13 protein-coding genes and 1 pseudogene are annotated in these 14,238 nt (G+C 35.7%); all 14 read right to left on the bottom strand.

What is annotated here, in order from left to right; all coding sequences use genetic code 11:
* Positions 1-5: 5 nt before the first annotated feature.
* Entirely contained in the window at positions 6-1,880 is a 1,875-nt protein-coding gene (locus ACTL4S_RS11055) for a polysaccharide biosynthesis protein (RefSeq protein ID WP_441299359.1), read from the bottom strand.
* Between the two features lie 130 nt (positions 1,881-2,010).
* A complete protein-coding gene (locus ACTL4S_RS11060) occupies positions 2,011-3,180 on the bottom strand; it encodes a DegT/DnrJ/EryC1/StrS family aminotransferase (protein WP_441299360.1) in 1,170 nt (389 codons plus the stop codon).
* Positions 3,181-3,208: 28 nt separating this feature from the next.
* Entirely contained in the window at positions 3,209-3,859 is a 651-nt protein-coding gene (locus ACTL4S_RS11065) for an HAD family hydrolase (RefSeq protein WP_441299361.1), read from the bottom strand.
* Positions 3,843-4,808, bottom strand: coding sequence for an ATP-grasp domain-containing protein (locus ACTL4S_RS11070; RefSeq protein ID WP_441299362.1), 966 nt, complete (start codon positions 4,806-4,808; stop codon positions 3,843-3,845). Before ACTL4S_RS11070 ends, ACTL4S_RS11065 begins: the two co-directional genes overlap by 17 nt.
* Before the next feature lie 2 nt (positions 4,809-4,810).
* On the bottom strand, positions 4,811-5,407 hold the full coding sequence (locus ACTL4S_RS11075) for a sugar transferase (protein ID WP_441299363.1): 597 nt from the start codon (positions 5,405-5,407) through the stop codon (positions 4,811-4,813).
* Complete coding sequence (locus tag ACTL4S_RS11080; protein WP_441299364.1) at positions 5,404-6,648, bottom strand: glycosyltransferase family 4 protein; 1,245 nt, start codon at positions 6,646-6,648, stop codon at positions 5,404-5,406. Before ACTL4S_RS11080 ends, ACTL4S_RS11075 begins: the two co-directional genes overlap by 4 nt.
* The gene (locus ACTL4S_RS11085) at positions 6,641-7,771 is read right to left on the bottom strand and encodes a glycosyltransferase (protein WP_441299365.1); all 1,131 of its coding nucleotides are present in this window, start codon (positions 7,769-7,771) and stop codon (positions 6,641-6,643) included. Before ACTL4S_RS11085 ends, ACTL4S_RS11080 begins: the two co-directional genes overlap by 8 nt.
* A complete protein-coding gene (locus ACTL4S_RS11090; protein ID WP_441299366.1) occupies positions 7,758-9,035 on the bottom strand; it encodes an O-antigen ligase family protein in 1,278 nt (425 codons plus the stop codon). Before ACTL4S_RS11090 ends, ACTL4S_RS11085 begins: the two co-directional genes overlap by 14 nt.
* Positions 9,036-9,039: 4 nt before the next feature.
* Positions 9,040-9,723, bottom strand: a complete 684-nt coding sequence (locus ACTL4S_RS11095) for a lipid II flippase family protein (protein ID WP_416710490.1) — start codon at positions 9,721-9,723, stop codon at positions 9,040-9,042.
* Complete coding sequence (locus ACTL4S_RS11100) at positions 9,720-10,802, bottom strand: DegT/DnrJ/EryC1/StrS family aminotransferase (RefSeq protein ID WP_441299367.1); 1,083 nt, start codon at positions 10,800-10,802, stop codon at positions 9,720-9,722. The genes ACTL4S_RS11095 and ACTL4S_RS11100 overlap by 4 nt, the downstream gene beginning before the upstream one ends.
* Complete coding sequence (locus ACTL4S_RS11105) at positions 10,795-11,694, bottom strand: UDP-3-O-(3-hydroxymyristoyl)glucosamine N-acyltransferase (protein WP_441299368.1); 900 nt, start codon at positions 11,692-11,694, stop codon at positions 10,795-10,797. The genes ACTL4S_RS11100 and ACTL4S_RS11105 overlap by 8 nt, the downstream gene beginning before the upstream one ends.
* Positions 11,694-12,641, bottom strand: a complete 948-nt coding sequence (locus tag ACTL4S_RS11110; protein WP_441299369.1) for a Gfo/Idh/MocA family protein — start codon at positions 12,639-12,641, stop codon at positions 11,694-11,696. The genes ACTL4S_RS11105 and ACTL4S_RS11110 overlap by 1 nt, the downstream gene beginning before the upstream one ends.
* Positions 12,642-12,669: 28 nt before the next feature.
* Entirely contained in the window at positions 12,670-13,968 is a 1,299-nt protein-coding gene (tviB, locus tag ACTL4S_RS11115; RefSeq protein WP_441299370.1) for a Vi polysaccharide biosynthesis UDP-N-acetylglucosamine C-6 dehydrogenase TviB, read from the bottom strand.
* A 177-nt stretch (positions 13,969-14,145) separates the two neighbouring features.
* A pseudogene (locus tag ACTL4S_RS11120) lies at positions 14,146-14,238 on the bottom strand (IS5/IS1182 family transposase); the annotation flags it as partial.

The raw sequence follows: 14,238 nt of genomic DNA on the forward strand, positions 1-14,238 counted from the left end.
AAAACCTAGTTCACTTTAATTTCGTTACCGCGTACATAACCATCCACATAATGTTCTAATTGTGCCAGCGCCCATTCAATGTCGGTCTGAGTCGCTGTAAGTTCATGTATGCGGTTAAATACTGCCAGAATTTCTGCTAATGGATAATGTTTTTCGACAGATCGCAGAATACGCGTATGTGAAGTAATTTCTGTATTTTCTTCGTCAATCAGCAATTCTTCATAGAGTTTTTCGCCCGGACGTAATCCCGTATATTGAATTTCAATATCGCCATTCGGATTCTTAGCATCTCGGACCTTGAGGCCACTGAGGGCAATCATTTGTCTAGCCAGATCCTGAATCCGCACCGGCTCGCCCATATCCAGCAAAAACACGTCGCCCCCCGTCCCCAAGGCACCGGCCTGAATCACCAGCTGCGAGGCTTCCGGGATGGTCATAAAGAAACGGGTCACTTCTGGATCAGTCACGGTAATCGGACCACCTTTGGCAATTTGCTGTTTAAACAGCGGCACGACCGAGCCCGAAGAACCGAGGACATTACCAAAGCGCACAATACTGATCTGAGTCTGATCCTGAGCCTCTGCCATAGCCTGACAGTACAGCTCTGCCATACGTTTGGTCGCACCCATCACGTTGGTTGGACGTACCGCTTTATCAGTTGAAATCAACACAAAGGTTTCTACACCTTTTTTTACCGCCGCATTCACACTAAAGGCGGTTCCAACAGCATTGTTTTTCAAACCTGCCAGCGGATTACACTCCACCAGCGGCACATGCTTATAAGCAGCAGCGTGATAAACGGTTTGTACGCCATATTGTTCAATCACCCGTTCTAATTTACGTTCGTCGAGAACTGAACCTAGAATTGGAATAATTTCACAGCTTGCCGTAAGACGTAATTCTTTATCGATACGATATAAAGCAAATTCTGTTAGCTCATAAATAATAATTTTGACAGGCTGATTTCTAATAATTTGACGACATAGTTCTGAACCAATCGAGCCACCTGCGCCTGTGACCATGACTACTTTATTTTTAATATTTTTAGCCAAAAGCGCTGGAACTGGTGGTACAGGATCACGCCCCAGTAAATCAATAATATCCACTTCCTGAATATCAGAAATTCGAATTTCACCATTGACCAGTTTAGTCAGACCCGGAATCTCGGTAATTTTTAAATGAGCCGGCTCTAAAAATTTGATAATTTCACTTTTACGTATTCGCCCTACTGACGGCAGTGCAATTAAAATTTCATCAATTTTGAATTTTGTAAAACATTTCAAAGCAGTATGTGGTAAAAAAACTTGGATACCACCAATATTTTGGCCACTTAAAGAAGGATCATCATCAATAAATATAATCGGTAGATGTTCATTAGAACGGTTTAAAGTAGCTGCTACCTGCTGACCAGCATGACCTGCTCCATAAATCGCGATACGTTTTTTCGGTACACCTGACTTCAAATAAGATTGAACGACAAAACGAATAATACCCCGGCTGAACCAAACCCAAGCGAACATCATAAAACCAAACATCAAAGGGATTGATGTCGGAATAAAGGCATGTGTACTATAAGCCAACAAGTACAAACCAATCACGCTTAATATGGTTGCCAGACCTAATTTGGCAATAAAAAATTCATTAAAGGTACGAACAATAAAACGGTATACACCACAAATAAACAGCGCAAAGACTGTAATAGCACTGACCCAAACTGACCCAAAGGGAATATTGGGTACAACTTCTGCACCGAGATCAAACTGTCGAATGGCATAACAAAGCCAGATCAGAACCGGGAAAATCAAGAAGTCTAAGACGACCAAAAATACTAATTTTGCTGATCGTGGAGATTCAACTAATGGCAAGATGATAGATTTCACGTGATGTGTCTTCTCAATATGACTTATAAGTTTCAACTCAATTTAAATATTAGAATGACTAAATTGAAACCTGGATAAATTTATCAAATGCACCCATCGGTACATTCTACGTGACTGAATCATTGATAGATTATATACGAGCAATCACTTGTTGAATGCCATATTCGGTTGTTTGAATATTATTTTCTGTTAATGTCGGATGCACCAAAAACATTAAACTAGTTTCACCCAATTGCTGAGCATTTTTCAAACGTTCTACTGGACGCCATTTTGTGTGATCAAACGCATGCTCCAAATAGACCTCTGAGCAAGATCCGCTAAAACAAGGCACGCCCAAAGCATTAATCTCTGCCATAATTCGGTCACGTGACCATCCTTCAGGCAAAGCATCGATATTGACCTGCACATAACATTTATAAGCAGCATGTACATAATCATCGGATGGGCGATGTACAGTAAAATATGGACTATTCTCAAAACAACTCAAAATTCTTTCAGCATTTTTAGTACGTTTTTCCGTCCATTCCGACATCATTTTGAGCTGAATACGCCCAATCACTGCCTGCGTTTCCATCATGCGCCAGTTGGTACCAAATGAATCATGCAACCAACGGAAACCTGACGGATGCTGTTTATTATATATACTATCAAAGTTCTTGCCATGATCTTTATAGGACCACATTTTTTTCCACAGGGTTTCATCATTAGTGGTGACCATACCGCCTTCACCGCCTGTAGTCATAATCTTGTCCTGACAGAAGGACCAGGCACCAATATGACCAATTGAACCCGCAGATTTGCCTTTGTATCTTGCTCCATGCGCCTGTGCACAGTCTTCGATTACATACAGGCCTTTATCGGAAGCCAACTGCATGATCGGGTCCATATCACACATCCAGCCTGCTAGATGCACACAAATGATGGCTTTGGTATTGGGTGTGATGACCGCTTCAATGGTCCGACGGGAGATATTTTGGGAGTCCAGTTCAACATCGGCAAAGACGGGGTTTGCTCCTGCCGTGACAATGGAGCTGGCAGAAGCTAAAAAAGTACGGGAAGTAACAATTACATCATCGCCTGTGCCAATGCCTAATGCCTTGAGCGCAACATCTAGCGCTACTGTTCCATTGGCCAATGCGACTGCATATTTAGTTTCTGCGAACTGAGCAAATTCTTTTTCAAACTCTCGGCATTCCTGTCCAGTCCAGTAATTAACTTTATTCGACAACAAAACCTGGGAAACCGCATCCGCTTCCTCCTGAGTAAAACTTGGCCATGGTTCAAATGCAGTGTTTAACATCTAATACTAATCCTATTTGGTTTTCATTCTATCTACTTGATAAAAATTCTCTAATTTCTTGCCAAGAATTAAAGTAATGATCTGCTTGATATTCTTCAGCAATTGAAAAATTTTGTGTATGAATATTTTGCCCTTGGTCTTTCAAACAAATAGTTGTCCAACCTAAGCGTTTTGCTGTTACAAAATCTTTTTTTAAATTATCGCCCACATAGATATACTGCTCACACTGTAAATCACTCATTACTTTTTTATAATTCACTAAAGATGGCTTTTCTGAACCAATTTCTTCAGAAATTACTATGCTACTTAAAAAATCAGTCAATCCTAATGCTTGTAATTTGTTACGCTGAGTTTCTGAACGCCCATCAGTAATGACTGCATACATATAGTCTGTAGTAAAATGATTTAGCGTCTCTGCAACATCCTGAAATAATGTAATATCTGGCTTATGGAAGCGATACCAATCTAGAAGTTTTGACTTATCTATTTGATATATTTTTGAAATATTTTCAAAAACGTTTTCGCCAGCATGGTATTGTGCCAACATATTAGCACTCAACTGTTGGGGCTGAGCACTAATTTGCGCTGCAATAAAACGATATGCTGATTCCAAATAATTTATTTCAGCATAAAGAGTGTCATCTAAATCTAAAACTAAAGCTTTAATCTTGGTAGTCATTTACCAAAACCTCAGCATCATAGCGTAGCATCAGCAAATTATCGCTCCATGCTGCAAACTTTTCAATTTTTTGATTTAGTAAATATTCTCTAATAGCCCATTCACTATAGTTGGCACCAGCCAAATAACTGAGGGGATACCCTCCACCAAAACGTGGGTTAATTTCAATTCCTAGAATTTTATCTTCAGTTTTATGTAAAAATACCTGAATCGTTAAACAACCACGTGCTCCTGAAATATATTTTAATTTCTCATTAAATTCAGTAACAATAATATTCTTTTTAGTCACACCCTTATTCACTTCACCCGCACGAACAAAAATACGCTTACGTGGTACTGCACATTTTAATTCTGAAGCTTGATCATAATAACAGTCGACAGTGAATTCATCATAATCTTCTGGTGAAATGTATTCCATAAACATCAGCTTTGGATCTGCATGATGTTCAAGTTTAATATCTTCTGCACAATATGCAGTAAAAATACCTTTGCTTAAACTACCATCATAAGGTTTTACAAATACAGGAAACCGTAAATTATCTAAATCATATTGCTGAGGAATACAAATCCCATGATTTTCAAAAAATTGATTAATCTGACGTTTATCGCGACATTCGCGTACTAATCCAGGGTCACTTACTAATAGATGAATACCTTGTTGCTTAAAATATTCAATATTTTCACTTAAAACTAATAACTCTGTATCAATCGTTGGCACAACTAATTTAATCTGATTAGTCAAACAAAGCTGTAACAACTGATCAATATATTCAGGGCTTGTGACACGTGGCACAGTAAAGCTTTGATCAGAAACGTAACATGCAGGGGCTAATATAGGATTTAAATCAGTGGTAAAGACTTGACCATTTTCAAAATACTTTTTCAATTCTTTTTGGAAAGAACGTACTAATGAAACTCTTTGTCCTGCTGAAGTGATTAAAATATTCATGTTTATTTTTTCAAATTCCCTGTAAATTTTGGCATTGTTGCATCACCTTCAGCACTAATATCGTCTTTTGCTAAAACTTTATGTACCGTTTTAAACATGATTTTAAAGTCGAGCCAAATGGACTGGTTTTCGACATACCAGGTGTCCAACTTAAACTTTTCTTCCCAGCCAATGGCATTGCGTCCATTGACCTGCGCGTGACCTGTCATGCCCGGACGTACCTCATGGCGTTTGGCTTGTTCAGGGCTATAAAGCGGTAGATATTCCATTAGCAGTGGGCGTGGGCCAACGATACTCATATCGCCTTTGATCACGTTCCATAATTCCGGCATTTCATCCAGACTGGTAGAACGCAGCATTTGACCAAAAGGTGTTAAACGTTCACTGTCTGGTAGTGGATTACCCTGCTCGTCCACAGCATCTTTCATGGTGCGGAATTTGATCATTTCAAAGGGCTTCCCACGTAAACCGGGACGCACCTGACAAAAAAGTACAGGCGAACCCAGATTTTTTCTCACTTTATAGGCAACTAGGACATAGAGTGGTGAAAGCAGGACCAAGGCTATGGAGGCGATGATAATATCGAGCAGTCTTTTCATTTATTCTTATCACTTTGCAAAACAATACTTTCAAGTTTTGTGGCTATTTCCATATAACTTAAATTTTCAAGAACAAATTTTTTGCCCCGTTCACCCATTTGTTTTCGCTCATTTACAGGCAACTGATATAATTCTAAGATGGCATCTGCAATTAATTGTGATTTTTCTGCCTCAATGCTTATACCAGCATTTGCTTGCCGAACGAAATCACCAGCGCCCGAATATGAATGGATAATTGGTTTTCCAGAATATAAGTATTCTGGAAGTTTATTTGCAGCAATTCCTAATCTATACATTCTGTGATTGAGCCAACCTATATAGCATGCATCGAATTTTTCAAGAATACTTTGTATTTGTTTTTTTGGTATTGAGGAAATAAAAGTCACATTAGTCAGATTTTTATCAGCAACATGCTTTTCTAATCTTGCTTTTTCCTTCCCCTCCCCGACTAATACAAAATGAATAAAAGGATTATTTAAAAGAAGCTCTGCTGCATCAATCAAATAATTCATTGCATTAGCTGTTCCCAACGTACCAGTATAACCAACAATGAACTTATCTTTGGGTATTTTATTTAATACTGTTATATCTATAGCTTCTTTATTTTCAACTTCTGGTAAAGAAATACCGTTCGGAACCCAATGAAATTTCGTATATTCTAATCCTCGAGATTGCATATGTTCAATCGCATTAAAAAAATTAGAAAAAGCAAAATCTGCTCTTTGGTACGCTCTATCTTCTATCCATTGTAAAAAACGTACAAATGGATGATTTTTTGAATATCCTCCTATCTCCGTTAAAGTAAGAGGCCAGGGATCTCTAACCTCAAAAATATAAGGGACTTTAAAATAGCTTGATAAATAACTTGCACCGAAATAACTTATGAGCGCAGGTGAAGAATGCAGAATTACATCTGGAGTATCTTGAATAATATTTTTTAACTTTCTTATTTTATAAGAAAAAATAAATTCATTAATTATTCGCTTTTTATCATGGGCACCATGATATCTAGGTAATCCTACCCATACAAAATTAAAATTAGGATCAATATTTTCAATCAAAAAATCTTCATTAATTTTTTTTGGCATGCGCAACAAGTGGCTATAAGAACCCGCAATAACATAAACTCTATGACCTTTCTTTGCCAATTCTTGAGCAATATAATAATGTCGCCCTCCCATAGCTGTTTCAGGAGTCGAGCTATATTGATTAATGATCCAAAAAGTTTTGTAGTTAGCCATTTTTTTTACCTTTTGACTCTTTGATAGTAGTCTTCAAAAGATTTACCATATTCATAACACTAACGTTCCAAGTATAATTTTCAAGAACATGATGCTGAGCATTTACACCATATTCCTTTATTAAATTTGGGTGAATAATCAAACAAAAGAGTGCTTCAGCAGCTTGCTTAATATTTTCACTTTCAACAATAATTCCCGTTTTTTCACCTATTACCAACTCAGGTAATCCACCAACATTAGAAACAACAACTGGACATTGATTTAACCCAGCTTCAAGAATTGCTACCCCAAAACTCTCACTTCGGCTTAAAGCAACATAGATATCAAGCTTTGCAAGTTCATTTGGAACTTGCTCATGTTCAACTTTTCCAACAAATTTAATCAGATTACGTATATTTAAATTTGTTGCTAAGGCCTCAAGTTTTCCTAACTCATCTCCGTCACCAACAATTCTTAAAGTTAAAACTTCAGCTAATTGAGGATACGTAAATTTTAATTTTTCATAAAGCAAAGCAAAAGATCTTATTAATAAATCAATCCCATAAATGTCTTTTAAAGATTTTACAGTTCCAATAACAATCTTATCATTATTTAAAAACCCATTTGAAGAATATACTCGGTGGTTAAGAAATACTGTTTCATCTACACCAAATGGAGTTATGGATATTTCTTTATTCAACTTAACCAGTTGCCTTGTTTCTTCAGCCATACATAAGCTAGTTGATGCGATAGTATCCGCAGCAAGGAGATTTTTCTTAATCAACCATTTATGTACAAATGATTTTTTAGGAAATAAAAAAATATCACTTCCCCATACAGATAAAATATATGGGTGAAATCCAACTAATCTAGCTGTAGTCCCATATCCACTTGCATAATGTGCATTCACTATATCTGGTTGAATTTCAATTAAAATTTTCCGTACTTTTGCCACTATAAGAAAATAACCAAAGATTCCCTGATTGGAAAATTCATAATACTTTACTTCAGAATTCAAATTATGCATTAAAGGATGTTGGCTAATTAAATAAACATCTAAACCTGCTTTTTGCAACCCATTAGCCCACCGTATCGTATGAATACTATTTGCACCCGCCAATAATACGACTTTAAGCTTTTTCATAATATCCGACCTTCAATGTAGCTAAAGACAAACCCAGCACATACCAAAATGGCAATATATACACAGTACTGCTAGGAACAATTGATGCAAATGGATATATAATTAAAGAAAAAAAACATGCTATAGCTATTTTTTTCAAAAAATCATTATTATTTCTGATGTATATGTTATACATTGCTATAATTAAATACACATAAGAAATTAGAATTAAACAAAAAAATACTATTCCAATATCAATCAATAACTCAAAAGGGAAAAAGTGAAATGATTTCACCAAGATAAAATTATCTTGTATTAATCTTGTTTGCATTGAGCCAATTCCACCACCAAAAAAAGGACTACTTAAAAATGCATCAAACCCTTTACTATAAATATAAGATCTAACCCCTGTTGAATCATAATCAACAATAACCCCATATTTAATCATTTCTATAGCAATTAAAATATCATCAAAAATTAATAATAATTTTTCACTAAATAACTTAACAAGTGAAAAAAATAAAAAAACCAATCCTGACAAAAAAAACAAGATAATATTTTTATTTTTAATAGAAAACAAAAATACTAAAAAATATAGAAATATATATAAAAAAAATGCTACCAACAAACCTCTAGACTCAATAAAATTTATTAAGTAAAAAGTAGTTAAAAATAGAAAAGACTTCAAATAAATATTTTTTAAATAATAAAAAATAAATGGAAAACTTAATAAAACAATAAAACCGAAATTATTAGGATTTCCCGTAAAGCCTGTAGGCATTGAGTATAAGAATTCAATCTGATCAGCAAATAATTCATTAGGATCAAATTGCTCATGTCCAAGGAAATTAGCATATGGAGAAAGAGGTGAAGCTGGAAGACGAATTAAATTAAAACTTTCTAATAATCCTATGCCAAGATTTGCTAACATGACAAGACAAAATATATGGAATAACTTTTCCAAAGCCTCAACTGAACTAGCATAATTAACTAAAATAAATAAAATAAACAAGCCACAACTAAAGTAGAATACGTGTCGCAATCCAACAAAAAAATCAGGAGTCCAAATTAAACTAATCAAACAATAAAAAACAAGAGTAAATGGTATCGCAACTAATTTTAAAGTATACTTTTCTACTTTAGAATATTTTGAACTTATTAATACTAAAATTGCTAAAAAATGAAATAAATAAAAAGATCCAAAAGATAAAGCAGGCCCAAGAAGAGCAAAGTATAATAACAAATTATTTAAACTAATATTTAAATTTCCGAGTTTTAAATTCATATAACTAACTAATTAACCATAAAATGAGAATTATAATTTGTGAACACAAACAAACCCCTAGGAATCTACCCATAAGTACAGAATATAAAATTTCTACCGTTTGTTCATCTCGTTCATCAAATTTTTTTGCCAACATAGGTTCTATTATAAATGTTAATAAAACTGTAGCAAAACCATTTACCACTCCTGACATTTGACTAATTGTAGTTCTATAATCATAAAAAATTAAAGCAAAATAGAAAGCTATAAAAGCACCTAGTGAATAACTACAAAACACTATCGCACTTAGAAATATAGTTTTTTTATTATTTAGTATTATATTTCTATATATAATATCATTTTGAAAAATTGAATCTATTTTAGCATCTATTTTCCTTAAAATTAACAATGACATTATATTTATTATCTTTTCTTTGAAAAAAAAAACTAGAAAATATGCCAAAGTTGCAGATAGCATTGATAAAAATAGCATATAGATATAATCATTAGCTGATATTTTTGAATCAACTAAAAACCCAATTAAGGGCATTAATGCAATAAATAAAAATCTAGTTCCTACAAAAAACATTTGTTGAAAGGAATAACCTAGCATAGGGTAACCAACTCTCAAACCAGCCACCCTGGACAAATAACTTGAAAACTCAATTAAATGAATAAGTCCAAATAAAACAGGAACAATATAAATCATATTAAAAAACTTTTTAAAATACTATTGATTTCATCAACTTTTATATAAGCATGCATCGGCAAACTCATCACTCGTTCTGCAATTGCATCACCTACAGGTAAAACTGCATTTTCATCTGCCACTGCAGGCTGCTTATTTAACGGAATTGGGTAATGCACAGCAGTCGGAATACCTTGCGCTTTCAGCTTTTCTTGCACTTCACTGCGGTTATCCACCTGAATGGTATATTGTGCCCAAGCACTTTGGTTATGCACTTCAATAAATGGAGTTCTAGCAATACCTGCTTCTTTCAGCAATTTAGTATAGCTTTCTGCAATAAGTTGACGCGCCTGCATTTCAGCATCCAAAATTGTCAACTTTGGTAGCAAAATAGCTGCTTGCAAAGTATCTAAACGGCTGTTTACCCCAACACGAATATGGTGATAACGACGATCCTGCCCATGACGTGCAATTTGACGAATTACTTTAGCTAGTTCTTCATCGTTGGTAAAAATAGCACCACCATCTCCATAGCAACCTAAAGGCTTACTTGGGAAAAAACTAGTACATGCCACTGTACTTAAATTACAGCTTTTACGCCCTTTATAAGTCGCACCAAAACTTTGTGCAGCATCTTCAATCACAGGAAGATTATATTTAGCTGCAATTGCATTAATCGCATCAAAGTCAGCACACTGACCATATAAGCTGACAGGAATAATGGCTTTAGTGCGTGGTGTAATAGCAGCTTCGAGTTTTTCAACATCCAGATTATATGTTTTAGGATTAACATCTACATATACAGGTGTTGCCCCCAATACAGCCACAGTTTCTGCTGTTGCAATATAGGTAAATCCTGGAGTAATTACCTCATCACCCGGACCAATCCCAAATGCCATTTGTACAATTTGTAAAGCATCAGTACCATTGGCACAAGTAATACAGTATTTTGCACCTACATAAGCCGCCAGTTTTTCTTCTAGTGCAGCAACTTCAGGCCCCAAAATATACTGGCCATGTGCTAATACACGCTGAATACCTGCATCAATTTCAGCCTTAATACGTGACTGCTGTGCTTTTAAGTCAATAAACTCAATCATTGCTAAGAGACCTTTTGAAGTTCTTTAAAAACTTTTGATGTGGGATAGCAAAGTTACCCGTTACAGTTTCACCCTGTTTTACCCCACGAGTAACAACTGAACCTAAGGTAATAAAACAATTGTCTTCCAATACAATACGGTTCGTAATTACTGCGGAAGGACCAATCCACACTTTATTACCGATATCTACGTTTCCACCAATCATTGCATGGGCAACAATCAAACATTCTTTACCAGACTGCACTCCATGCGCATAATGAACAAAGGCATCTAACTTAGTACTTTCCCCAATAATAGTCGGTCTATAGGAAAATCCTTTTGCCACATGGCTATTTGCACCAATCTCTACATTATCGTGAATAATAACTTCACCATTATGTGCTACAGATAAAACTCCACGACTGGTCTTTTTATGCTCAAATCCATCAGTGCCAAGTACACTACCAGCACGAATAATGACATTATTACCAATAGTAACATCAGAGAGAATTGTTACATTTGGGTCAATTTTACAATTTTTACCAATTTTAACTCCTACAGGGCTAATGTATGCCCGAGGGCTTATTTCACTACTGGAGTCTATAATTGTTGATTGTCTTTCCTGATTTTTCGCCAAGTAATCAACAACAGAGAAAAAGAACCATTTTGGCTCATCGACTATTATTAAATCAATATCTGCGCGGATTAAACCACTTGAAGCAATTTCTTGAGTACAAAAAATACCTTTTATACTATTATTATTATTTAATTGAGCTACATACTTCAGATCCTCAATGAATGATAATAAGTTATTTTCTGAGGTAGTGACTAACAACCCTACATCATCATAATCAAACATATTTTGAAAAAGCTGGTGAGTCGCTTGTAAAACTACATCATTTGTAATTTTCATCAGTTTTTCACCTTTGCTAATAGAGGATGAGGATTTGCTGGATTTTCAACTAACGGGGCAATGCGAATCACTTCAACTGTTTCAATTGCTGCGCGATTTTCTTCAACCCCATAGCCTTTACCCTCAAGAATACGTTGGTAGCTTTGAGTATGCAGATCGGTAAAGCCACCTGAGAATTCAAGTTCTTCATTTTCAATAGTAATACTGCGATAAGTGAGTTTCTCGCCTTTTACGGCATTTGAAGGTAGGTTATTCGCATCAATAGACAAGAACCAGCGTACGCGGGCACGTTCGTACTCCAGATATCCTGAAGCTGTTTTTTCATCACGATAATGCACTTCATTTTTTACGATTTTGCCAAAAATAAAATGCAACATATCGTAGAAGTGCACACCAATATTAGTTGCCACACCACCCGATTTTTTATCTACACCTTTCCATGATTTTAAATACCACTTACCACGCGAAGTTAAATAGGTCAGATCTACATCAAAAACCTTATCCGCAGGTGCTGCCTGAACTTTTTCACGTAATGCAATAATAGATGGATGTAAACGCAGCTGCAGAATTGAATTTACTTTTGCACCATATTGTTTTTCATATTCTGACAATAAATTTAAATCTTCGGAACTCAGAACCAGAGGTTTCTCACAAATGACATCAATACCATTTTTCAATGCGGATTTCATATGGGGCGCGTGTAGATAATTTGGTGAGCAAATGGCGACATAATCCAGCTTTTCACCTTTGAGTTTTTGGTCTTCTACATAAGCTTCAAATTCTTCAAATTCAGTAAAAAACTCAGCTTCAGGAAAATGGCTATCCATAATTCCAACTGAGTCATTGATATCCATTGCAACAGCAAGGGTATTACCTGTTTCTTTGATTGCTTTTAAATGGCGTGGTGCGATGTATCCAGCTGCACCAATCAGGGCAAATTTTTTCATGTTTTTCACTTTTAGAAATCAATTAATCTTAGAGACGGAATACTGTAAAGCCTTGGGCAACCATATCGTCACGGTTAAATAAGCTTTTTACATCCGCTAATACTGGCTGCTCACCCTTGGTATAGGCACGTAATTGTTCAGGACTTAAATTACGAAATTCATTGTGACCTACAGCAATAATCAGGCTATCTACAGGATGTTCTGCATCCACTTGGGCAAGTTCAACCCCATATTCATGTTTTACTTCTTCGACATCAGCCCAAGGATCACACACTGCTACCTTTACACCCCACTGATCAAATTCTTTAATCAGATCTACTATTTTACTATTGCGAATGTCTGGGCAATTTTCTTTAAAAGTAACTCCTAAAATCCCAACAGTTGCTTGAGTCACATCAATATTATTTTTGACCATTTTTTTGATGGTGGTTCGGGCAACATAACGTGCCATATTGTCATTAATACGACGGCCCGCCAAAATTACCTGAGGATGATAACCAACCTCTTCCGCTTTATGCGTCAGATAGTAAGGATCAACGCCAATACAGTGACCACCGACCAGACCTGGACGGAATGGCAAAAAGTTCCATTTACTTCCGGCAGCTTCCAATACATCCAATGTGTCAATTCCAAGACGTTCAAAAATGACTGATAACTCATTTACCAAGGCAATATTTAAATCACGTTGCGTGTTTTCGATGACTTTTGCTGCTTCAGCTACCTTGATACTGGTAGCTTTATGCGTTCCAGCTGTAATAATGGTGTTGTAAACTTGATCAACGAAAGTAGCAACCTCCGCAGTAGAACCAGAAGTGATTTTTTTAATTTTGGTTAGTGTATTTACTTTATCGCCTGGGTTGATCCGTTCTGGGCTATAACCGGCAAAAAAGTCTTGATTAAATTTAAGTCCTGATACTTTCTCTAAAACTGGTATACAGATTTCTTCAGTTGCACCTGGATATACCGTAGACTCATAGACAACGATATCTTCAGCCTTAAGGACTTTACCAATCGTTTCACTGGCTTTCTGCAAGGGGGTCAAATCAGGACGATTTACTTCATCAATAGGTGTAGGCACAGTCACAATAAAAAAGTTACAGCTTTTTAAATCTTCTACATTTGCTGAATAATTAAGCTGACTTGCCTGTTTGAGTTCTTCGGGGGAAACTTCAAGAGTATGGTCTTCGCCATTTTTAAGTTCATCAATTCGTTTTTGGTAGATATCAAAGCCTACTACAGGTACTTTTTTCCCAAATTCAACTGCAAGTGGCAAGCCCACATAACCTAACCCAATCACCGCAATTTTTAAATCTGCAATAGATAGCATTTTAACGCCTTATTTATATACTGTACTTATGAAGAGTAAACCTTTCGGCAGGGATACTAGCAGAAAATTATCAAATTTCTATTATGATTTGTGCTCACATTTACTAAAAAATAGCGTAATGTATATTTTTTGTGAAAACTTAATATTTTATTTATAATTATTAGGGTCTGTTGACATTTACTGTTCATAATTAACCCTATAAAGGTAGCCATAAAAATATACAGGCTAAAGCAACAGAACTTTGATAATTTCTTTTGAGCTTGTCATATC

Source organism: Acinetobacter lwoffii (genome assembly GCF_052078135.1).
Lineage (GTDB): Bacteria > Pseudomonadota > Gammaproteobacteria > Pseudomonadales > Moraxellaceae > Acinetobacter > Acinetobacter lwoffii_Z.